Here is a 22971-nt window from a genome sequence, read left to right as displayed (position 1 = left end):
AAAAAAGACTGATTATTTAATCAGCCTTTTAACCTTTCTATTAAATTTACTGAACAGCAATCCTGTCAGCCCAGCCACTAACTCAAATTAATAAAATTTGATTTTAATTTTATTCAGGCTTGATGACATTTTTAACCTCATTTTGAATAAGTTTAATTTTACTTTTGTTTGAATCTTTAATAAATAATGGCACTGTTTCTTCCAGTACATCACTCACTTCTAGCCCATAAAAACTACTTGGTTTAACAGTATGTGATTGCAGCCATAATCTACCAGATATAATAAAGCGGTCCCAAGTATGAATGTCTGGTAGATTAAGTAAATCTTCATAATTTTGATTCGCCATAATATACTTAAATTCTCCAACAGTTCCTCGCTTATTAAGCGTATATTTAGGAAACTGTGGTTTTATAATATTTTGTTTAACAAGATTATTGGCAATTTGCTTCATGTACATGTTGACTTGTGGTTCAACTTTAAATCCAATGTTTAACGTAACATGTACGATATTGTTAGTACCCAACATATCGACTGAATAGCTTTTTTCATACGGATCGTTTGATGAGCGTAAAGTAACAAACCAGTATGTTTCAGCTCTTTTAGGTTTTGAGCCTAGAATAGAGTATATGATGTTTCTTTTTAGCATGTAGTTTTGATGAATATTTACAATATAAACTAAATTCGAAGCAAAGATTGGCTCTTCATTATCTTTCGACAAATTAATAAGTTGTTTTCTGTAATCTTTTAAAGAAAGATAATCATTTTGTTGAGATATGGCCTCACGACGTTTATTACCATAAAACCAAATCATCATAACGCTTAAAATAGCAACCATTATAATCAATGTTGCATAACCACCATGTAAAAATTTACCAAGACTTGCTATCAAAAATACGGTTTCAATCATTCCAAAGATGACCACAAAAAAGAAAGCCAAAATTTTATTTTTCATTTCTTGCTTAATAAATTGATACAGTAACAACGTTGTCATCAGCATTGTTATTGTGATTGAAAGTCCATAAGCAGCTTCCATGTTATGAGAAGTTTGGAATGCCCATACAATAATCAAACCTATAATGCATAGTAGCCAGTTCACAGTACCAATGTACATTTGCCCTCTTGCTTCACTAGGGTAAAAAGTACGCAAACGAGGAATGACCTTTAAATTAATGGCTTCACTGACTAAAGTGTATGCCCCAGAAATGAGAGCTTGAGAAGCAATGATTGCTGCTAAAGCGGCCATTACCACTCCAAAAATCCGCCACCCACTTGGTAAAATCTCGAAAAATGGATTAGACGATTGCATCAACAGATTTTCTTGATTAGCATGAGACATAATCCAGGCACCCTGTCCCATGTAATTCAGGATTAGCATGGTGTAGACAAAAATCCAACTAACATAAATGTTATGCTTACCAACATGACCCATGTCAGAATATAGCGCTTCAGCACCAGTAGTAGCTAAAAAAACGCTTCCTAAAATAAAAATTCCAGTCTTGTTCTCAGGACTAAATAGAACAGCAATGGCATATGTTGGTGACAGAGCTTTAAGGATTGATAGATCACTAAAGATGTTAACTAGACCAAAAAAACCAATAAACAAGAACCAAGTAAGCATGACGGGTCCAAAAATTTTTCCGATTTTTTTTGTACCAGCTTTTTGGAATGTAAAAACAATTAATAAAATCACAGTCACTACAAACAAAACTATGGTTTGATTATTTGGAAAAATAAATTCGCCTATCCCTTGCCCCTTTAAGCCCTCTATAGCTGTAGTAACTGTAACTGCTGGAGTCAATGTTCCGTCGGCTAACAAAGCTGCCCCACCAATTAAAGCTGGTAATAATAGCCATTTTTTATTAGGTTTTTTAACTCTGCTGTATAGAGCAAAGATACCACCCTCACCATGGTTGTCAGCTTGCAAAGCTATGATAACGTACTTAATAGTAGTAATTAACATTAAAGTCCAAAATACTAATGAAACAGAACCAATAACAAAAGTGTCAAGATTATGGGCGCTTTTTGCACTATTCAAGATAGAATTCATTGTATATAGTGGCGAAGTTCCAATATCACCAAATACTATGCCTATTGCAATTAGTGCACCAGCCGAAGACCACTTTGACTGATTTTCTTTTAACATTTTTATAACTTCCAATACTGTTTATTTTTAACTCAACCAGTATTATTGCACAATACAAAAAATATTGCATCATTTTTCTATTATTAATTTATTTAATGTAAATTAACTTGTTACCAAAACAACTTCGCATTTTTTTTGCTCTTATACTAAAAAAATGGACTATTTTTATTCAGTCCGTAAAATGAAAGTATAGGAGTATTTTTATGTCAATTCGTTATTCACAAGATTTCAAAGATTCATTGGTTAAACTTCACCAAGAAGGCCGTTCACTTAAATCATTAGCAGAAGAATTTGGTCCGTCGAAAGATTCTATGGCTATTTGGGTTAAACAAGCTAACCCAATCATGATCAAGGGTCAGTCAAAGACTTTAAAAGACGTCAAGCAACTAGAGAAGCGCCTCGCTATTTTGGAGGAAGAAAACGAAATTTTATCACGCATAGCCTGACAGGCATTGAGCGGCCATCTTACTAGCCAAAAAATAGTCCGTAATGTGGGATTGCCGCTAGTTAACCAATTTTTAGCACAAGGCTACGCGCTTGTGCGTATTTTAAGTGCACTTAAAATCAAACCTAGTACCTATTGCTCAGAAGTCAATAAATTGGACTATTTTTATTCAGTTACTTAGGCAACATTTGAGATACGATTGCGATTATAAAAATTGATATACCAACCAATGGCTGCTTGGACTTCAGTTAATGTTTGGTATGCCTTCAGATACACCTCTTCACGCTTCAATATTGAATGAAACGCTTCCATACGGCCATTATCGTACGGATGGCCTTTGAGTGAATATGAATGTTTCAAGCCATAATTTTGGCATTTAATATTAAACTCAGCACTCGTGTATTGTGACCCCATATCTGAATGAATAATGAGTGGCTTTCGATGCTTATCTAACGCCATCTGTAAGGCACTTGTGGCTAGCTCGGCTGTCATTGTATCGCCAATTTTATAGTCCAATACTTTTCTCTTCTCAGGATCCAAAACGGTCGCTAAATAGACCCATCTGTGATTAGTCAACTGAATATAAGTGATATCTGTTTGCCAAACACCGCTCAAATCATGCAAGTGTCTAATCAGATTGGGTTTTTGATCAACCGTCACAACAGTTTTGGGTTTGCGATGATGTTTTTGCATGCGGGATTTAATCCCTAATTCACGCATCAATTTGAGTGTCATATACTCAGATACTTTCGGACCGTCGGTTTGTTGACTATAAGCAGCAATACGACGATAACCATAAAATTTAAAGGTTTTCCAAACGTCTAAAATATAAGGTTTCAGGGATTCTCTACGCTTTTCTTGTCGACTGGGCTGCCAATGGCGCCAGTTGTAATAGGTACTAGGTTTGATTTTAAGTGCACTTAAAATACGCACAAGCGCGTAGCCTTGTGCTAAAAATTGGTTAACTAGCGGCAATCCCACATTACGGACTATTTTTTGGCTAGTAAGATGGCCGCTCAATGCCTGTCAGGCTATGCGTGATAAAATTTCGTTTTCTTCCTCCAAAATAGCGAGGCGCTTCTCTAGTTGCTTGACGTCTTTTAAAGTCTTTGACTGACCCTTGATCATGATTGGGTTAGCTTGTTTAACCCAAATAGCCATAGAATCTTTCGACGGACCAAATTCTTCTGCTAATGATTTAAGTGAACGGCCTTCTTGGTGAAGTTTAACCAATGAATCTTTGAAATCTTGTGAATAACGAATTGACATAAAAATACTCCTATACTTTCATTTTACGGACTGAATAAAAATAGTCCATTTTTTTAGTATAAGAGCAGGCGACGCCGCTAGGACTAGACCACCATTCGTGTTCGCTTGTTCAGACATCACGACTAAATCGCCCTTTAATGGATTAAAGCCCCGCTCAACATTCTCAACACTGGCGTAGAAACTTTTTGAATCAATTAAAAAGAACACGCCACGCTTTTCTTTGCTATAATCATATTCAGTTGTGATTACGTTTTCCATCAGCAACCTCCAAAAACAAATGTGTATAGTCCATTGTACGAACAAATGTTCGATTAAGCAAGCGAACAAAACATTAAATTTGTGACAAAATCAAAAGCTATGCTATAATGAAGACATAGAAAAGAGCCGTAGCGCTAACTACGACTCCTAGCAATCCCGTTTCGACGGTGACTAAATCTTAGTTACTTGAAAAATAACCGTTATCAGCCAAAGATAAGACGGTTATTTTTTTTTGCTAATTTTTTCGATTAACAAAACTACAAAAGTCAGAAGCTTATGATGAATCCACCAAAGGCAAACATGACCAGTAGCGCGCCCGATATGGACACAAGGCCTCTCCTTTCCTAGAATGTGTGTTTATAGTGTTTACACCATAAGCGCCACCTCCATTCAGGATAGCCACCGTCTTAACTTGATTGCTTTAACTAATATAACACACCCTAAAATAGCAATTGGTCTAAAACTCAAACACTTGTGAAATTTTAAAAAACAGGTATTAAAATAAGGCTTCCAAAGACTTTGTGAAAGTTTTTTTGGCAACCTTATTTTTAACCGCTTTGAAACCTTTTTCTGTTCTTTGAGCAAATCTAACATAAAATGACGAAGTCCAATAGTGTCCTCTAACTCTTTAAAGAAGCTACCAATTTTTTTTGTTCTTAGATATCTAAATGTTGATTTAATCCTTCGAACACAACATTAAATATATAAAAAAATCGTAATTTTCATTACGATTCAGAGTATAGCCTCTTGCTGAAGAGGCTATTTTATATATGATTTTTAATTATGGTATTTCAGTGCAAAAAATGAATTAATACTCCTCCCAAAATTAGAACGATTGCGCCCCCCATTCGATTTCCCATTTGAGCGAAAGCAATCATATCCATTCGATTTGAAGCGGATAATACCGCCACATTACCTGTGCCGCCCATACTATTGTCCGCCATTCCTGCAGCAATCGCAGACTCAACAGGATAAAGCCCAAATAGCTTTCCAATCACGGCACTCGCAACACCCATTACAACGACACTCGTAAGCGTGAGAAGAACAAATTTCCAAGTCAATGATTGTTCCAATACATTCAAGTCAATTAACGCCAAACCTATGCCAGCCAATACTGCGTGTGTCAAGTTACCCATTATAATTTTGTTAAACATGACTACTGACTCTTCAAGCTGATCCGGAATCAAATTAAATGCCTTAGCGATAATAACTAAGATAATAATAAAAGCATAGGCGTGAATTTTTGGAACAAAACTATTTAAAATTGTGCCAACCAAGAAGAACGAAAATGCTAGCATCATGCCAACTCCGATACGAGTAACGTCTAGATTCTTTATTGGTTTACTTTTCTCGTCCTCATTGATTGGTAATAAAACACCATGGCCATCGTATTTTGTGTTTGCTCCAACTTTTGCAATTAATGCTGCACCAATAACGGCAAGAACATTCCCTAAGGTAACGGCAGGTATTAGTTGAGAAAACATTGAGGCGGAACTGACACCTAAACCTTGAGCATAAATGTGCGAAAGTGGCACCGCTCCAGCACCTATACCACCTGCCATCATTGGCATAGAAACAAACATTACGGAATGCCCGAATCCAAGTCCCAGTAACATACCAACGAGACCAACAGCAAAGAATCCTATAACCATGGCTGCTAATGATACTGGGATAAATCTGACAGCCGCTTTAAGCAATAAGTTACGATTCATTCCTAGAATCGCACCAACGATTAAGGCGGCGATATAAAAGTCTAGTAATCCTTGGTTATTTAAAAATGTCTTAGTAGCATTCACAACGTTTGAAGGTATGATGCCACTTGTTGCTAGAGCAGCTGAAGCGAAAATGGTGAAAACGGATCCACCACCAAGATATGATTTGAAAACTGGTAAAATATTGCCAATGTAGTAGAATAGATGACCAAGTAGAACCAATAACAAGGTTAAACCAAGCATATTAAGTGGCAGCTTGTTGAGTGAAATTGTGACACCAAGTATGACCAGCATCAAAATATACAACGGCAAGCTGACACCACTGATTTTTATTTTTGTCATATTATTTAAGTCCTAATTAGTACTCCGCAGACCATTTAGCATCTTGTACGGCTTGCTTTGGATCGGCAATTTTTTCACGATTAAGTCCCTGCTTTAGAACACTTTGTGCTGTAATTTCAGCAATCTTTTGTGAAAACTCAGTAAGATTTGAAACTGGGGGCAGTACTGCTGCTCCTGGTTCATCAGCATCCACTAGACCACCCAACGCATGAATAGCAGCTGAGATTGTTTCTTGTGTTAACAGCTTAGCAGTTGAGGCAACAAGACCAAAGCCTAAACCAGGATAAATCAACGCGTTATTGCCCTGTCCTATTTTATATGTCACTCCTTTGTAGGTAACATTCGCTGCAGGAATACCAGTTGCTATCAAAGCTTTTCCATCAGTCCATTTAATTAAGTTTTCTGCAGTTGCTTCAGCTAATTTTGTTGGATTTGACAAAGGAAAAATAATTGGGCGTTCTGTATTTTGTGCCATCGATTTTACAATTGCTTCCGTAAATGTACCTGGCTGTGTTGAAGTACCAATCAAAACTGTTGGACGTATCTCATTGACCACTGCTTCCAAATTGTCTAATTGTTCAGAGTTAACAAGTTCCTTTCTTGAACGTGTGAACGCCTTTTGCGCTTCAGTTAAATCTTCAGTATCATCAAATAATAATCCTTGCTTATCCACAAGATAGAAATGGCTGCGAGCCTCTGCATCGGATAACCCAGCTTGTTTTAATTCTGAAAAAATCTGATTAACAATACCCATACCAGCTGTACCGGCACCGAACGTTAGGAATCTTTGATCAACTAGTTTTTCTTTCGATATATTTAGAGCTCCGAATATTCCTGCCAAAACAATCATTCCGGTTCCTTGAATATCATCGTTAAATGTGGCAATGCTGTCTTTATATTTATCCAAAATTACTTGTGCATTTGAACGTCCAAAATCTTCCCAATGCAATAATGATGCTGGGAACAATTTTTGTTCAGCAGTTACAAACTTATCTATGAATTCAAGATACTTTTCACCAGCAATACGTTCATGTTTGTTCCCTAAATACAAAGGATTTTCTAATAATATTTTGTTATTCGTACCTGCATCAATGCTTACTGGTAATACTGTTGCCGGGTCTATTCCAGCTGCTGCTGTGTAAACCATCAATTTACCAACGGCAATATCAACACCATTGACACCCCAATCGCCCATGCCTAATATACCTTCAGCATCAGTCACAACAACTAGCTTTATATCTCTGCCATCAGCGACACTCTTCAATGAGCTCTCAATATTTTCTGGATGATCGATTGACAAAAATGCTGCATTTTGAGGATTAGTGTAAATTTCATTATATTGTTCAATAGACTCTGCGACAATAGGATCATAAACAATTGGCATAAATTCTGAAACATGTTGATCCATCAAGTGATAGAACAATGTCACGTTTTCATTAAACAAATTCATAAGAAATGTTCTTTTTTCAAGTAAAGGACTTTTCGCCTGAAATTGTTTGTAAGCTTGTTCTGCTTGTTCTTCAATCATTTGTACTTGACTTGGTAATGTGCCAGTTAAGCCCAATTGCTCACGCTCAGCTGCAGAAAATGCCGTTCCCTTATTTAAAAATGGATTACGCAAAATGCTATACCCTGTTGTAGTCATGTTATTTCCTCCAAAAAATTTTGTATTTTAATTAACAACATATTTGACTATACATGGTCAATTGTTTTATAGTCAAACTAGCTATTTACTATAAATTTATTTTATATACATCATGATTGTCATTGATATAAAGGGGTTTCTAATGAAAACAGAAGATTTCAAATACTTTAATGAATTATATACAAAAAAAAGTTTTACCAAAGTCGCCCAAACATTTAATGTTAGCCAGCCATCTATTAGCACTGCTTTAAAGCGCTTAGAATCTCACTTCCAAAGTAAGTTAGTTATAAGAGGAAACTCACAAAATGAACTAAAATTCACCCCAGCAGGTGAACAATTATATAGACACACCCATTCGATTACGACGGAAATAGAAACTGCCATGCATGAACTGAATCACTTAAAGTCACATAGTACAACAATTGGTTTGCCACCAATGCTAAAGAGTGCCTATTTTGCTAAAATTGCAGTGGCTAGTAAAGAATTTGATAAGCAATTTAATATCCAAAATATGCACATTTTTGAAGCTGGATCTAATGTATTAAAAAAATCACTAATAGATGGCGATGTTGACATTGCATTATTAGGCTCATTGGATAGTGACGTTACTAATGAGTTATTGCAGGAACCTTTCGTTCAAGCCAATTTTAAAATATACGTCTCTAGTAAAAACCCACTTTCTCAGAAGGAGAGTTTATCTTTTTCTGATTTAAAATCCGAACACTTTGTTGGTCTCGATTCTAGTTTTATTCATAATCGAGCTATGGCCTATTTTGCTAGTACAGGTAATATCAGACCAAAATTTTTTATGAAAACGTCCGATATTAATTTTTTAATGAATATGATTTCGGAAGATCTTGGTATTGCTTTGTTAGCTGATATCGTTAAACCAACAATGCCAGACATAATTACATTATCAATAAAGGATGATCATCAACCTAAATTTGTTGGTAGCATAGCGTTTAGAAAAAATCATCTACTGACCTCAGAAGAAAGGATGCTACTTACTATTCTTTCCAAATATTCACTTACATAATTCTGACATGCTCGCGAACGGCGTCAACCAGAACAGTGCCAAGTAAGCGTACTTAAAATACGGACAGATGTGTGCTCATATACTAGAAAAATGCACTATTTTTATTTAGCTCATAAAATTAAAGTTCAGTATTTCAAGATATTTGACTTTTTTCTTCTGAAATTATGTTAATGGTAGATTCCAAGAATTAATTATTTATATACATGATAGATACTGAAAACAAATTCGTTAATTAAGGCCATCTAATATTGTTCAGAAGTCAATAAATTGGACTATTTTTATTCAGTAATTATAACCCAATGTTACATGATTACAATATATTAAACGAAAATATATGCATCAAATTTTGAAGTACTAAAATGATTTTCGGTGTAATTGTCAAAAATATAATCTAGCAATGTATTTGCTAAGAAACTCCATTTTAACTATAAAAAAGTAGACCCCAAAAGCAAAAAACTTCTAATTTTGATACAGAATTAGAAGTTATTTGCCAAAGTAGTATTGCAACAGACTTTCACCAATGACTGTAGGTGAAAACTGAAACACAATGATAAAGATAATACTAGGAATCTGAAAAAAATACATAAAAGTTGCTGACCAATCATGAATCCATATGGCACTTTTAGTAATGTATTGTAAAATGTACGGTATTCCTGCAATCATTAAAAATATAACCAAAATACCAGCAAACAAAGGTAGATTTATCTTGTACAATGATGATAATGAAATAACAGCCAATGCATTTCCAACTAAATACAAGGAAATAGAAAACAGTAACGGCCCATTAATAATGCGCATTATAACTCTAATTCCTAGTTGATTATTAATTAAAATTAATTTTTGCTTTTTATTTATCTTTTTCACTTATTAGGCTCCCATATTATTCATATTAAAAATACATAACTTTTAGCTGTAATAATTTCATTGTCAAAACAAAATGCCTTAAATAATCAAAAATAAAAGCACATACAGCATCGGAACAACAATAATTACAAAAGATATTAAAAACCAATCGAAAATAAATCTTTTTTCTTTAGTTAGATAATATAAATTAATATTGAAACTCATACTAATAAACAACAAAGTCAATCCGCTAATCAAGTATGATATATCTAAATCGGTTAAGGTGCTATCTAATTTAATTTCGACCCACAGAAAAGATACGAGCGCCATCACTAAAATTAATATATTAATAATAAAGACAATAATACGCACTAAAACTCTATACTTTTGTAAAATCATCATCATTTTTATATCCCCTCTAGCTCACCTGAATCATTTTGTTCATGAATCCTCTACCAATACTGTCTTATTGTTTTTTATCTCACATCAAGGATTATTCTTTGTCTAGTAAGATGGCCGCTCGTTTTAAAATCTAATTTTCTTCTTGCCAAAATAACAAGTCGTTTCTCTAATTGTTTTGACATCCTTCAACGTCTTTGACTGACCCTTAATCATGACAAGGGTCGCTTGTTTGACACAAATAGCAATAGAGTACTTTGAACGTCTAAATTCCTCGGCTATTGATTTAAGTGAACGTTTTTTTGTGAAGATTAACCAGTGAATCTTTAAAATCCTGTGAATAACGAATTGACATAAAAAATACTTCTATACTTTCATTTTACTGACTGAATAAAAATATCCTATTTTTTAGTATAAGAGCAAATCAAAGCGATGACAAACAGTTACCCTTTAGGTATTTCCTGCACCTCTTATTTAAGAAGTTCATTTACCGTTGTGATTTCATATTTCCCAAAATTACTCCCGCTTTTTTTATAATTATAAACTAAGTTGTTATCAATTCCTAATTATAATTTAATTGGCAAATTTAGGATTGCTAAATTTATTTTTTCATTGGAAAACACTTTTTGCTTGTGTCAGGCTATGTTTTGTACGCCTTCAAATAAATCTCTTCACGATTTTAAATTGAATTGAATGGAACGTTTCCGTACGAACACTGTCCCAAGGACAGCCAGGTAGATGATTTTTTGATTGTTAGTTTGGCTTCCAATATCAGCAATTGGTCTAAAACATAGTCGCTTGTGAAGTATGTCAAAAATGTGTGCTTGTGAAATAGAAAAATGCGTACTTAAATTAGTTTGTGAATTTTGCAATTTCACAAACAAAAAACAGGCCCTTGAAAGCCTGTCCCTGCGTTACTTTGTATAGTCAGTCTTATGTTAACTTAAATTGGTATATATCACTTTTTAATACAAATATCTATAAATGAAGTTAACTGTTTAAGTGTTTTGACTGTAAAGTGCCAAAATAGTACTGAATTTCTGTAAAATTTGATGACTTATTCAATATTTCATATTTATCAATCTGCCATAATTTAAATTTATCCGGTTAATTCCCGAAAGCTGTCGTATATTAATTTTTATAATCGGAATCGCATTTCAAATGTCGCCTAATTAACTGAATAAAAATAATCCAATTTATTGACTTCTAAGCATTTTCTGGAGGTTTTTGGTATTTGGATTGAATTTCCAACGGCTACACTAATCTTTTTAAAATTCGGAAATATTGAAAACTTAGGTAAAACATCAAAATTTTCATGCATACCAATTGGTATCATTTTAACTCCCGTGACGTAGGATAAACTTTCTGCGCCATTTTTTCCAAAATACATATTCCCAGTTGGGGTTCTAGTTCCCTCAGGATAAATGACAACGACTGCCTTTTCAGTGATCAGCTTATCTTTTAGAACCATCATAGAAGACATGGCGTTTTTCCTCCTGTCAACAGATATACTATTTAAAGATAAATGCCACCATCTTGAAAATGGTTTTTCAAAAGCCTCTTTCTTGGTTAAAAAATAAATAGCTTGATTTGGATTTTGTTTTTTTAGAAGATATAAAATCACAAAATGATCCATGTAACTACTATGATTAGCGATGATTATACGCGGCCCATTAAACTTTAGATTCTCTAAACCTTTTACGTTGCCAACAAAAAAACTTACAGTTTTTGTTGTTAACTGTGTAAGAATCGTATTTGTTAAACTCATTTACGTACACTCCTACATCTATATTTTTTCCATATAGTTGGTTAACTCTTTGATACTTAGTAGTGGTAAGTTAAACCTTTTGGACATAGTAAGCAACTGAGGTAGTCGTGCCATTGTTCCATCTTCATTTAGAATCTCACAAATAGCGCCTACTGGCTCCTCATTTGCTAATTTAGCCAGATCTACTGCAGCCTTAGTATGACCATTCCGAACTGCAAACCCACCATCAAGTGCTTTGAGAGGGAATGTATGTCCAGAGTGAACAAAATCTTTCTCTGTGCTTGATGGATCTGCCAAAACTCTGATAGTTGCTGAACGATCAAACGCTGACACTCCTGTTGTAACGCCATGTACTGTCTCAGCATCAACCGAAAAAGTGAACCTTGTTCCATTGCTCTCTGTATTATTTGCCACCATCTGAGTAAGACCTAAACGGCGTGTAATACTCTCTCCAACAGGAGTGCATAGTAATCCTCTAGCATGTGTAACCATAAAATTTACATTTTCTGGACTCATTTTTGCTCCAATGCCAACTAAATCACCTTCATTTTCTCTATCTTCATCATCCACCAGAATGATTAATCCACCTGTTTTCATATATTTAACAATTTCTTCTACATCAGCCATTATTTGACTACCTAAGCATACTTTTATTTTTGTCTCTATTCACACCGAAATATCAATAATTTTTATCGAAATACTGATATTTCATTGAGTATTTACAATTGTCTGTATTTTTGGTGATCATCATCTACTTGATCCTTTTCTTGTTCAACTTTCCCAAGTATTGGCATTGCGCCATCAATCTTTTGATTTTGTCAACATATTACTATTTGATGAATATGTGTCAAAATTTTTTTCCTTGGGGCTAGGCGCTTGTTTAGACTGATTTACTTTACTTTGTTGATTTTGCTTATTAAATTGCCTTCGCAATTCAACTAGATTTTTATCAATATCTCTTAAAGAAGTATCTTCAATTTGTTCCAAATGTTTGTAAAGCTGATTAGCTAAACGCTTGCGGAACTCATCCTCTTTGTTGTCAGAACATTTTCGCTGACTTTTATTCATGACGCCCTAATCATCGGTATTAAAGGCATCAAATTCCTGTGCTAATAATTTGAAACTAATAAATTCTTCTTTCAAATCGCTTTTGAACACGTCATCCAGTAAAGCATTGGCTAACTGATTAGCTTTTACCATCTTGCATTTCTACCAATTAGTTATGTGTTCCCAACTTGTCAACGTCATTTGAGATGGAATTTTGGTTTTAAAAATTGATATACCATGCAATGGCTGCTTGGACTTCAGTTCATGTTTTGTATGCTTCCAAAATATATGGGAATCCCCAACCTTTCACGACTGCAATTGGCTCAGCAGTATTCGATTACTAAATGGTGCAAAAGGTGTTGGCATTTCTGTCTCTGAGAATCTATCAATTGTGATCATCGATTGGACAGAATTAACCCAATTAGCACGTCCTATTTTAGCACCTGTGCAGTAAAAATTTACACAGATGGATGAATTAGCTATTACGGCTCTCGTTGATCACATACAACACCGCATACCGTAACTTTTACCGATATCACACTCAAGCAGGGCAATACGGTGGCAAATGTTAATTAAAACAACAAAAGAGTGTCAGTGTTTTTATGTACTGACACTCTTTTTAGTTATCTATTGCATTTTAGCTTCAATATTTGCTAAGGTCACTTCTGAAGTAGACTCAAAATTCAAGTCCGCTCCTGACAAAACATCTGCGTTACCAATGGCTAGTGATGTCTCACCTGCGCCATTGATTGAGACAATACCAGCAGCTGAATCTTCCAATCCAATAACATTTTCTGGATTTAAATGTAAGACTTCCGCAGCACGAACGAAGATTTCAGGATCAGGTTTTCCCTTTGTCAAAGTGGCGGGATCAACAATGCCAACAAAATACTTGGTCAATCCCAAATGATCTAGAATCATTGGTGCGTTTTTAGAAGCTGATGCCACCGACATTGTATAGCCGGCTGCCTTAGCTGATTGAATGAGATCTTTCATGCCAGGTAAAATATCATCTTCAGTCAATGTTGAAATGAGTTGTTGGTAATGATGATTTTTCTTTTCTGCTAATGCTTCTTTATCTGCTTGAGAAAAATCATCGGCATGATCCCCAGCATCCAAAATCATTTGCAAGGAAGCCATGCGACTGATGCCCTTCAAACCTTCAGCCAATTCTGGTGTCCAAGTTGTGCCAACCTCATCAGCTGTTTGATGCCAAGCTTCGCCATGGAAACGCGCCGTATCAGCAATAACCCCATCTAAATCAAAGGCAAAACCTTTAATATCTGAAAATTTAGTCATTTTTATTTATCCTCATTTTTTTTAATTTGGTAAGTTACGGTATAAGTTTTTGTTTCGTTTGCTGGCAAAACAATATCACCAAAACCTTCATGATTAACCGCATCAGGCAAAGTCTGCATCTCAATAGCAAGCGCTGTTTTAATGTCACTGCTATCGTCAGGATTGGCAGTGAATACAACAACACCATTGCGATCTGAATCCACTGTCAAGGTCAAACTTTCATCGGGTGAAGTTAGTCCTACACCTTCCCCTTGACGGCTTGGATCTAATACCCAAGCATCATCATAATGCTCTTGTCCCAAGGCGTGCAAATGCGCAAAATCAAATTTTGTATTTTGATTATCAAGCACGTTACCGGTTGGAATCGCGTGATTATCAACTTCAAGATGTTGATGTGACGCAATTTGTAATTTATGCTGACTGATATCTTGATCCTTACCAACTAAATTAAAGTAGACGTGCGTCATTGGGTTGAACAATGTATTTTCAGTTGAAACGCCACTAAATATAATATCTAGACGATCCTCATCGTCCAATCGATAGGTTACTTGGGCAGCTAATTGTCCGGCGAATTCATCATCAAAAGTACGTGTGAAATTAATTTCCGCTGCTGTACCCAAATTTCTTGCTTCACCGTGCCAATTAACCGCATCAAAGCCATTGATGCCAGAATGTAAAACATTGTCATGATCATTTGGTGTTAATGTAAAATGTGCCCCATTAATATCATAGTCAGTTTTTGATAATCGGCCACCAACGCGACCAATTGTGTTTCCAAAATGGAATGGATTATCTAAATACGTGGCTAAATCATTAAATTGTACTAATAATTCTTGTTTGACACCATCATGTTCAACGGGAAATGACTGCCAAGTTGCTCCGTACGAAATCGCAGTAATCTGTGTGTGTTTAATATTTTCTAGGGTAAACGCCGTCACGATTTTTCCGTCAGGTAATTGTCCAAAATCCTTCTCTACTACTTTCATGATATCCTTTCCTGCTATACAGCAAATGAGCGATTTCTCGCTCATCATCAGGCTTATTACTTTGTCAATTCGACATCTTGTCCTAATAGGTCAATAACTAATGGTTCACCTGAAATCAAGTCAACATGTGCACCTTGACCATCAACTGACACTTCCAAAACATGACCTCGGAATACCAAACGGAAAGCATATTTTGTCCAATTCTTTGGCAAGAATGGCTTCAAGTGGAGTTTACCATCACGCACACGCATGCCGGCAAATCCTTGCACAATCGCTAACCATGAACCTGTCATAGCGGTTATATGCAAACCATCTGACGTATCATTATTATAATTATCTAAGTCCAAACGGGCCGCACGTTCGTACATTTCAACTGCTTTATCTTCCATTTGTAAGTCAGCAGCCAAAATTGAGTGAACAGATGGCGACAATGATGACTCATGCACTGTCAATGGTTCATAGAATTCAAAGTTGTTACGCTTTTCTTCTTCTGTAAACGCGTCTGGGAAATAGAACATGGCATGTAATGTATCAGATTGCTTAATATATGGTGAGCGCAAAATGCGATCCCATGACCAGTTTTGGTTAATTGGACGAATATCTTGTGGCATATCAGCGATTGGAGTCAAATCTTTATCCAAGAATGTATCGTGTTGAACAAAGATATGCTTTTTACCTGTCTTGGTTTCAACATCAGCCTCTGGCAAATACATTTTATCAACAATTTCTTGCCACTTTGCTAATTCTTCATCTGTCAAAGCCAACTTAGCTTTTTCATCAGCATTAATTTCATCGTAGTGTTCAAGTGAGTATTGCAAAACCCACTTAGCCATCCAATTTGTATAGAAATTGTTATTAACATTGTTTTCGTACTCGTTGGGACCCGTGACACCATGAATCATGTACTTATCGTTTCGGGCAGAATAGTGGACACGATCTGCCCAGAAGCGGGCGATATTATACAAAACTTGTGCGCCATCACCGTCAAGCCATGAGTGATCTCCCGTGATGTTGGTATAATTATAAATCGCATAAGCAATTGTCGAATTACGGTGAATTTCTTCAAAAGTAATTTCCCACTCGTTGTGTGACTCAATACCATCAAAGGTCACCATTGGGTACAAAGCACCTTTTAAGCCTTGTTCTTTGGCATTGTGGAATGCACCATCCAACTGATCAAAACGATATTGTAGCAATGAACGGGTCACAGACGGATCAGCAACACCAAGGTAAACAGGAATGGCAAATGCTTCGGTGTCCCAATACGTGGCACCACCGTACTTCTCGCCAGTGAAACCTTTTGGTCCGATATTCAAGCGTGGATCATTACCATAGTAAGTTGAGAATAACTGGAATAGGTTGAAGCGAATACCTTGCTGCGCCGCATCATCTCCTTCAATTTGAACATCAGCTTTTTCCCAACGATTAGCCCATTCTTGTGCATGTGCTGTGTATATGTCGTCGTATGTTTGTGCGGCAAGATCCGCAGTTAGTGTTTCACCTGCTTTAATCACTTGAGCTAGGCTATCATAATCACGCGAAGTTGTCACAATCACGCGCTTTTCAAAACTAACTGAACCTTTAGCTGGTACTTCAATGTCAAAGTTATCAGTCACTTCTTTTTCAGAGCGGTTCACACCATGCTTTTCACCGCCAACAAAGCTCTGACGGGCAACAACTGTAAATTGTGGCACACCAAACGGATTTTCAATTGTTTGCGTAGCGATAAATGATGAATTAGTGTCATTACCTGCGTCCAAAACTTGCCAAAACTTTTCATCATAATTTGAATCTTCATTGACAACGTCAGCATCAATACTAGCATCAAAACGAATTTTGTGCGCTTGACCATCAGCAGATGACAACTCATAGTGAATATCTGCCAGTTCATTCAATGCTGCTGAAACTAAGCGCGTGATTTTAAACGTCACGCCAAACACAGTAAATGTTCGATTCAAAACACCATTTTTCATATCCAATGATACTTCAAAATCAGTCACATCATTCTTAGCTAAATCAACTTGATTGCCATCAACGTAAATGTCTGCCTTGACATAGTTTAGCGCATTGATAGCTTTTCCAAAGTAAAGTGGATAACCATTTTTCCACCAACCGACACGCGTTTTATCTGGGAACCAAACACCACCAACGTAAATTCCTTGATGTGTGTCACCGGAATAGACTTCTTCGAACATGCCACGCATGCCCATGTATTCGTTGCCCAAACTCGTCATAGATTCTTGGAGACGTTTATCTTTGGGATTCAAATCATGTGATGTAACTGTCCAAGGATCAACTTCAAAAATTCGTTTCATAAGACTTTCTACCTCTTCAATTTTTCTAATGCTTAGCTTCAGCGCTAATATCTACGACGATCGATCGCACATATTAACGCCGAAGCGTTAGCCATTATTGTGCATCTACTGGATTACTGTGAATTTCATTGATAAACCCAACACTAACAGCACCAATTAACATTAAGATTCCGGATACTAAGATCATTGATGGGAAATGTGAACCAAGTGCTGGGAATAGTGCAAAACTAGCAACTGAGGCTACAATTTGTGGCAAGCAAATTGAACCGTTAAACAATCCTAGATAAGTCCCCATGTGATCACCGGGTAATGCGTTGGTTACCATAATGAATGGGTATGCCATCATACCTGCCCATGAAATACCGATTAAAATAAATGAGCCAATCAACAAATACTGTGAATGAATAAAGAACACTGATGTGAACCCAATTGCCCCCAAAAATAGTGACAAAGCATAACCTGTTTTGTTTTTGTTTGCTGGAATCTTTGATAATACTAACGACCACACAACGGCTGCAATAGCATAAACCGCTGACATGATACCAAACCAGTTTCCACCATTTTGGTAACCAGCCGTTGTTGGATCAGTTGCATGGAAAATATTGTCTGCCACAGCACCAGTACCGTAGGTCCACAAATATTGGAATGCCATCCAGCAGAAGAACTGAGTCAAAGTAACCATCCAAAATGTTTTTGGCGCGCGCTTTAACAAAGTCAAGAAGCCACCTTCACCATCATTTGGTGTATTCAAAGCATAGCCATGATATAGCTCATAAGTGGCATCATCGTATTCTTTCACGTTAAAGACTGCAATCAGTGAAAAGACAACTAAGACTAACGCACCAACATAGAATGAAATAATTACAGATGCTGGCACTTGACCTTTAGGCGCTGTGTTAGCAACACCAATCGCTGTCAGCAAGAATGGGAAAATGGTTGCCAACACAGATCCTGTATTAGATAAGAAACTTTGAATTGAGTATGCGTATGACTTTTGGTCTTCATTAACCATGTCACCCACAACCATCTTGAAGGGTTGCATTGCAACATTAGAACTCAAATCCATGAACAAAATTGTGATTGCTCCAAACCACAAACCAGCAGTAGTTGAAAAACCAAAACTACCTGAATTAGGCAACAAGAACATCACAATAACTGACACAAGAGCGCCAACCAATAGGTAAGGCATTCGACGACCAAAGCGTTTTGTCCAAGTGCGATCTGAAAAATAACCAACTAGTGGTTGAACAAACAACCCTGCCAATGGTGGTAGGATGAAGAAAAATCCTAACTTAGTGGGATCAGCACCCAAGGTCTGAAAAATACGTCCCATTTGGGAACTCTGCAATGAAAATGCCATCTGCACGCCCAAAAATCCAAAACTCAGCATCCAAATGGTGCTTAGCGGCAGGTTTGGCAAACCCTGCCCTTTTTTCTTATCTACCATAATTACTTCCTCCAAAATTTTTTTGAAACATAACTGATTTGCTCTAATCATGCACCATTTATATGAACAATTCGTGATGAAACTGTTTTTTTAGAAATTAGGAACATGTTCTGAACACCAATATATGTAACCGTTTATATTTTATAGCATAGAACATTTGGATAATTAATGGAAGCGTTTGCACAATGTTAACGATAACATTATGCAAATTTATTGTTTATCGAACAGCTATAGCTGCTGAAATGCTGGTATTTCCTAATTCTATCGTTTTTTGATTCAATTTAAGAAATAATTTGTGCAACAATTTTTTCAATAATTAAGGCAAACGCTTGCCTTATGGGTGTCTAATTTCGGCTGAACCGCACTTAGCACAACAAGTGCAACCTAATCGCTCGCACGGATAATCGTAGTCGGCAATTAGAAATTGTGCATTAAGTTCAATACTAATCTAACGATAAAACAATATAATAAATATCACGATATCCCTGCCGGCACATATATTCAGTCGTTTATTCAATGCCTGCTCGATTATTCACGTCAATAGATTGTGTCTCTGCCGTAATATCTAAGCTAATTTTCAGTGTCTAACCTTTTTGTTGTAAATTATAGCTAATCGAATCAATAATTCGGTTCAACTGTTGTAACATCTTCTAAAAGTAAGAAACGAATGACATAATGGCGTTGGTTGGCTAATGACCGTACGACTTGATTTGGCAGATAGTCAACGGTCTTTTTTTTATTGCATGTTGTACTCGCACCATCAGTTCAGGTGATACTTGATCTGGATGATTAATTACATGGCTAAGTGTCATTTTTGAGACATGCGCCTTTCGTGCAATATTATTTTAATTCACCACGTCTCATCACAAAATTCAGGTAAACGGTACGGCACAATCACGCTTGTTGCCTTAGTTTGCTCCAGGACAGAGCGCTGATCGTTAAACAATAATCGAACCGCTTCACTGCCCAAACTACGTGGCAACACATCAACTGAATAGAAATCCTTACCACCAAGTCGTGCATATTCAGAACGATTAAAAGCTATCGTTGGAAATTTTGGATGTGTGGGTAAATGAGCTTGGGCGCTGATGTCAAGATTATGGACAGATTTTTTCGGCACCGAGAGGTGCCGGACTCCGAAAATTTTTCAAAACCCGGATTTCAGCTTAAAACGGCGTGAGTTCTGGGTGTTTTTGTAGGTGGAACAGGGCTTAGCCCTGCCGGTGAGAGAAAACGGGTGGTATAGATTGTGAACCGGCCGGATTTCACAAGTTGTATCGTGCAACAAATAAGCCTTCACAAGGCGAATTTTTTAAATTCACAAGTGACGGCTTATAAACGGCGTCGTACCGGCTAGTGCCGATAACCGAGATTAAGGAAACCAAACATTGGTCTAGGCGGCTTGAAGCCATTCAGTGCGTGAATTAATACGTTCGTTGTTGTACCAGTTCACATACCATTCGACAGATGACCTGACATCATCAATGGTTCTGTATTCTTCGTGATAAATCAGCTCACGCTTGATGAGCGAATGAAAGCTCTCGATACGTGCGTTGTCGTAAGGATGCCCCTTACGCGACTGATCTATCCCAGCGTTTTGCAACGTTCCTTCGAACAGACTTGAAGTGTACTGGCTTCCCATGTCGCTGTGAATCATCTTTGGTTTACCGTTGGCTCTTAGAGCTTTCACGACAACAGATGTTGCGAATTCTTTGGTCATCTCTGAACTCAGTCCATATGAGACAACACGGCGTTTTTCTGGGTCATAGACCGTCGCCAGGTAAACCCAGTTTCTATTCATCAGCTGGATGTACGTGATGTCAGTCGTTAGAACGCCACTCAAATCATCCAAATTCTTCATGAGATTGGGCTTTTGTGGTGTGTCAGTGGTCGTCGTCGGCTTCTTATATGACTTCCTGACCATGCGAGATTTAAGGCTCATCTCATTCATGAGCCCCCAAACCAAACGATCACCAACTTCAGTGTTCAAAATGAACCGTAAAAATACGGCGATGCGTCGGTAGCCATAGATCCCACGATTGGTGTTGTAGACGGCTTTGATTGCCGTTTTTAGAGCGTTGCGACGCGTCTCTTGTTGGCTGGGATGCCAATTTTTCCATTGATAATAGTGCTTCGAGCTATATTCAAAGCTGATAAAACGCTTGTTATGCGGTGTCCCATTGCGAGCGAACGGTCAATGATTTCCAGTCCTAACTCGCGATTTTGCGTTAGTTGTACTTCGAAAGTAACACCGCGGCTCGTTTTAAAATCTCAAGTTCTTCGCGAAGTTTGTTGTTTTCCTTTTGTAATGCGTTTACATCAGCTTGCGTCCATTTTTCGCCGTCCACTTCGTGGACCGCGTACAACTTGACCTAGTTACGGATTGAGTCGACCGAAGGTCCGTATTCAGCGGGTAGATCAGTATATGAACGGCCTTGATTGTGCATCTCAACAAGAGACTGCTTAAATTCTTTTTTGTATCGAATCATATTAAAAAATGCTCCTATGCTATTAGTTTACAGGGCAGAAGAAAATCTGTCCGTAAATCTAGCATAAGAGCAGGATTATTACACCACATTGTTCAAGTCGACTGACAAAGAAACAAGTGTGAAAGTTAATTTTGAGTAATCATATATTACTTAATTATGGTTAATTTAAAACGTCTAACATTTTTTGCTAGACGTTTTTTAGTTAACAGCTTTTCATGATTTGTAATCAATTCCCAAGAGAAACGATTTTCTGACAATATAGAACTTAAATTATAGTTAGTGAAATATTGGTATTATACTTAATATGGAGTAGAGTATCTGAATTTTACTGTTTTAGTTTCAAATAAAAATAAATAATCAGGATTTTGATCATGAATTGTTGAGTTGATAATTTGATTTTCATCCGACTTCAATGTCCTTGAAAATTATACAAAAAGTTGAATCCTTACTTTTCACTCTTGAACTAAAAACATGAACGATTCTTTTTCACAGGTACTGCAGATTTTTTAATTAAGTATTTCGTTTTAATTTTATAATATGTTTTTTGCATCTAAACTAGGACTAATTATTTACTTGATGTTTTGGTTGACTTCCATTTAATACCCGTGTAATTTTTTTAGCTGCTTCGAGGGCAACGTTTTCTTTTGCTTCTCGCGATTGTCCTGCAACATGTGGGGTAAGAAATACATCAGGCAGACTATACAATGGATTTTGTGCACTCACAGGCTCATTTTCAGTAACGTCCAAGCCTGCTCCAAAAATTTGATTATTTATTAACGCACTATATAATGCATCTTCATCAATAAGCTGACCACGCCCGACATTGATCAAGACGGCATTTTTTTCATTAGTTTTAGCGTAGCAGAGTTAATCATGTGTGTTGTTTCATGTGTTGCAGGTAATGCTAAAACAATATAATCTGCTTTTTCGTATATTTCAACTAATGAAGCCATTTCACCATTGCCTATTACGTATTTATGTCTCGCATTTACGAGAATTTTTACATTGAAACCGCTTAAAAGACGAGCAATTTTCCGCCCAATGTTCCCATACCCAATAATGCCAACAATTTTGTGAGATAGTTCGTATCCAAAACTATTACCTGTTGAAAGAGCTAAACTTTTGGTATTAGAATTGATTAGTTTTGAGGCAAATTGACGTCCGGACATTAATAAAAACATCAAAGCAGTCTCGGCCACTGAGCTAGCATTTGCACCAGGTGTGTTTGTGACAACGATTCCACGCTGAGTTGCAGCACTAAGACTGACATTATCATAACCAACTCCATGCCTCGCTATAATTTTCAAATTTGGCATTTTATTCATTGTATTATCATCAAATTTAATTGGCATTAATAATACTGCTTCAACCTCAGGATTCTCATCAAAACAATTATCAGTTTCTTGATTATTTTCAAGCACTTGAAGTCCTTGTTGTATTAAAAAGGTTTTGGCTATTTCATCTACTTGTGAAGCCACTAAAACTTTTTTCATTTTTTCTTCCACTCAATTTATAAACCTTGATGGTT

Annotated in this window: 18 protein-coding genes and 3 pseudogenes; 2 read left to right on the top strand and 19 right to left on the bottom strand. The window is 36.5% G+C overall.

The window, feature by feature from the left end:
- Window positions 1-109: 109 nt before the first annotated feature.
- Window positions 110-2143, bottom strand: a complete 2034-nt coding sequence (locus tag RHP56_RS05105) for a KUP/HAK/KT family potassium transporter (RefSeq protein ID WP_258983767.1) — start codon at window positions 2141-2143, stop codon at window positions 110-112.
- 203 nt (window positions 2144-2346) lie between these two features.
- Here RHP56_RS05105 and RHP56_RS05100 point away from each other — a divergent pair, with 203 nt between their 5' ends.
- Window positions 2347-2589 carry a transposase gene (locus tag RHP56_RS05100; RefSeq protein WP_258983761.1) on the top strand — a complete coding sequence of 81 codons (243 nt, stop codon included), beginning with the start codon at window positions 2347-2349 and terminating at the stop codon, window positions 2587-2589.
- A 176-nt stretch (window positions 2590-2765) separates the two neighbouring features.
- Here the strand turns inward: RHP56_RS05100 and RHP56_RS05095 are convergent, their stop codons facing one another.
- The 5 genes and pseudogenes from RHP56_RS05095 to RHP56_RS05075 form a co-directional block, all read right to left on the bottom strand.
- Window positions 2766-3569 (bottom strand): IS3 family transposase, encoded by an 804-nt coding sequence (locus RHP56_RS05095; RefSeq protein WP_281446898.1) that lies wholly within the window; start codon window positions 3567-3569, stop codon window positions 2766-2768.
- A gap of 45 nt (window positions 3570-3614) precedes the next feature.
- Window positions 3615-3857 (bottom strand): transposase, encoded by a 243-nt coding sequence (locus tag RHP56_RS05090; protein WP_258983761.1) that lies wholly within the window; start codon window positions 3855-3857, stop codon window positions 3615-3617.
- 66 nt (window positions 3858-3923) lie between these two features.
- Window positions 3924-4115, bottom strand: a pseudogene (locus RHP56_RS05085) (excinuclease ABC subunit A); the annotation flags it as partial.
- 791 nt (window positions 4116-4906) lie between these two features.
- Entirely contained in the window at window positions 4907-6169 is a 1263-nt protein-coding gene (locus RHP56_RS05080; protein WP_059442524.1) for a 2-hydroxycarboxylate transporter family protein, read from the bottom strand.
- A gap of 16 nt (window positions 6170-6185) precedes the next feature.
- The gene (locus tag RHP56_RS05075) at window positions 6186-7814 is read right to left on the bottom strand and encodes a malolactic enzyme (RefSeq protein ID WP_011679757.1); all 1629 of its coding nucleotides are present in this window, start codon (window positions 7812-7814) and stop codon (window positions 6186-6188) included.
- Between the two features lie 142 nt (window positions 7815-7956).
- Between RHP56_RS05075 and RHP56_RS05070 the strand changes: the two genes are divergently transcribed.
- Window positions 7957-8850 carry a LysR family transcriptional regulator gene (locus RHP56_RS05070; RefSeq protein ID WP_258983756.1) on the top strand — a complete coding sequence of 298 codons (894 nt, stop codon included), beginning with the start codon at window positions 7957-7959 and terminating at the stop codon, window positions 8848-8850.
- Window positions 8851-9333: 483 nt separating this feature from the next.
- Here the strand turns inward: RHP56_RS05070 and RHP56_RS05065 are convergent, their stop codons facing one another.
- The 13 genes and pseudogenes from RHP56_RS05065 to RHP56_RS05005 form a co-directional block, all read right to left on the bottom strand.
- Window positions 9334-9714 carry a hypothetical protein gene (locus RHP56_RS05065; protein WP_011679755.1) on the bottom strand — a complete coding sequence of 127 codons (381 nt, stop codon included), beginning with the start codon at window positions 9712-9714 and terminating at the stop codon, window positions 9334-9336.
- A gap of 1546 nt (window positions 9715-11260) precedes the next feature.
- Window positions 11261-11860 carry a lysophospholipid acyltransferase family protein gene (locus tag RHP56_RS05060; RefSeq protein WP_011679753.1) on the bottom strand — a complete coding sequence of 200 codons (600 nt, stop codon included), beginning with the start codon at window positions 11858-11860 and terminating at the stop codon, window positions 11261-11263.
- An 18-nt stretch (window positions 11861-11878) separates the two neighbouring features.
- Window positions 11879-12487: a 3,4-dihydroxy-2-butanone-4-phosphate synthase gene (ribB, locus tag RHP56_RS05055; RefSeq protein WP_258983754.1), complete on the bottom strand. Its 609-nt coding sequence runs from the start codon at window positions 12485-12487 to the stop codon at window positions 11879-11881.
- Window positions 12488-12661: 174 nt separating this feature from the next.
- Complete coding sequence (locus tag RHP56_RS05050) at window positions 12662-12928, bottom strand: hypothetical protein (protein ID WP_011679752.1); 267 nt, start codon at window positions 12926-12928, stop codon at window positions 12662-12664.
- 6 nt (window positions 12929-12934) lie between these two features.
- Window positions 12935-13060 carry a hypothetical protein gene (locus RHP56_RS05045; protein WP_011679751.1) on the bottom strand — a complete coding sequence of 42 codons (126 nt, stop codon included), beginning with the start codon at window positions 13058-13060 and terminating at the stop codon, window positions 12935-12937.
- Window positions 13061-13534: 474 nt separating this feature from the next.
- Window positions 13535-14206 (bottom strand): beta-phosphoglucomutase, encoded by a 672-nt coding sequence (pgmB, locus tag RHP56_RS05040; RefSeq protein ID WP_011679750.1) that lies wholly within the window; start codon window positions 14204-14206, stop codon window positions 13535-13537.
- A gap of 2 nt (window positions 14207-14208) precedes the next feature.
- Window positions 14209-15192, bottom strand: coding sequence for an aldose epimerase family protein (locus RHP56_RS05035; protein ID WP_258983752.1), 984 nt, complete (start codon window positions 15190-15192; stop codon window positions 14209-14211).
- A gap of 56 nt (window positions 15193-15248) precedes the next feature.
- Window positions 15249-17507, bottom strand: coding sequence for a glycoside hydrolase family 65 protein (locus RHP56_RS05030; RefSeq protein ID WP_011679748.1), 2259 nt, complete (start codon window positions 17505-17507; stop codon window positions 15249-15251).
- Window positions 17508-17601: 94 nt separating this feature from the next.
- Entirely contained in the window at window positions 17602-18954 is a 1353-nt protein-coding gene (locus RHP56_RS05025; protein WP_011679747.1) for an SLC45 family MFS transporter, read from the bottom strand.
- 689 nt (window positions 18955-19643) lie between these two features.
- A complete protein-coding gene (locus tag RHP56_RS05020; RefSeq protein ID WP_235589935.1) occupies window positions 19644-19766 on the bottom strand; it encodes a helix-turn-helix domain-containing protein in 123 nt (40 codons plus the stop codon).
- Between the two features lie 38 nt (window positions 19767-19804).
- A pseudogene (locus RHP56_RS05015) lies at window positions 19805-20038 on the bottom strand (transcriptional regulator); the annotation flags it as partial.
- A gap of 309 nt (window positions 20039-20347) precedes the next feature.
- Entirely contained in the window at window positions 20348-21109 is a 762-nt protein-coding gene (locus RHP56_RS05010; protein WP_115314909.1) for an IS3 family transposase, read from the bottom strand.
- A gap of 895 nt (window positions 21110-22004) precedes the next feature.
- Window positions 22005-22936 (bottom strand): annotated as a pseudogene (locus RHP56_RS05005) (phosphoglycerate dehydrogenase).
- Between the last annotated feature and the right edge of the window lie 35 nt (window positions 22937-22971).

This window comes from Leuconostoc sp. C5, assembly GCF_056530425.1.
This window is presented reverse-complemented; position numbering and strand designations above follow the sequence as displayed.

Bases quoted from the DNA above. Each gene is read 5' to 3' on its own strand.
- RHP56_RS05105 (WP_258983767.1), bottom strand. From the start codon at position 2,143: ATGTTAAAAGAAAATCAGTCAAAGTGGTCTTCGGCTGGTGCACTAATT.
- RHP56_RS05100 (WP_258983761.1), top strand. From the start codon at position 2,347: ATGTCAATTCGTTATTCACAAGATTTCAAAGATTCATTGGTTAAACTT.
- RHP56_RS05090 (WP_258983761.1), bottom strand. From the start codon at position 3,857: ATGTCAATTCGTTATTCACAAGATTTCAAAGATTCATTGGTTAAACTT.
- RHP56_RS05080 (WP_059442524.1), bottom strand. From the start codon at position 6,169: ATGACAAAAATAAAAATCAGTGGTGTCAGCTTGCCGTTGTATATTTTG.
- RHP56_RS05075 (WP_011679757.1), bottom strand. From the start codon at position 7,814: ATGACTACAACAGGGTATAGCATTTTGCGTAATCCATTTTTAAATAAG.
- RHP56_RS05070 (WP_258983756.1), top strand. From the start codon at position 7,957: ATGAAAACAGAAGATTTCAAATACTTTAATGAATTATATACAAAAAAA.
- RHP56_RS05060 (WP_011679753.1), bottom strand. From the start codon at position 11,860: ATGAGTTTAACAAATACGATTCTTACACAGTTAACAACAAAAACTGTA.
- ribB (WP_258983754.1), bottom strand. From the start codon at position 12,487: ATGGCTGATGTAGAAGAAATTGTTAAATATATGAAAACAGGTGGATTA.
- RHP56_RS05050 (WP_011679752.1), bottom strand. From the start codon at position 12,928: ATGAATAAAAGTCAGCGAAAATGTTCTGACAACAAAGAGGATGAGTTC.
- RHP56_RS05045 (WP_011679751.1), bottom strand. From the start codon at position 13,060: ATGGTAAAAGCTAATCAGTTAGCCAATGCTTTACTGGATGACGTGTTC.
- pgmB (WP_011679750.1), bottom strand. From the start codon at position 14,206: ATGACTAAATTTTCAGATATTAAAGGTTTTGCCTTTGATTTAGATGGG.
- RHP56_RS05035 (WP_258983752.1), bottom strand. From the start codon at position 15,192: ATGAAAGTAGTAGAGAAGGATTTTGGACAATTACCTGACGGAAAAATC.
- RHP56_RS05030 (WP_011679748.1), bottom strand. From the start codon at position 17,507: ATGAAACGAATTTTTGAAGTTGATCCTTGGACAGTTACATCACATGAT.
- RHP56_RS05025 (WP_011679747.1), bottom strand. From the start codon at position 18,954: ATGGTAGATAAGAAAAAAGGGCAGGGTTTGCCAAACCTGCCGCTAAGC.
- RHP56_RS05020 (WP_235589935.1), bottom strand. From the start codon at position 19,766: ATGACACTTAGCCATGTAATTAATCATCCAGATCAAGTATCACCTGAA.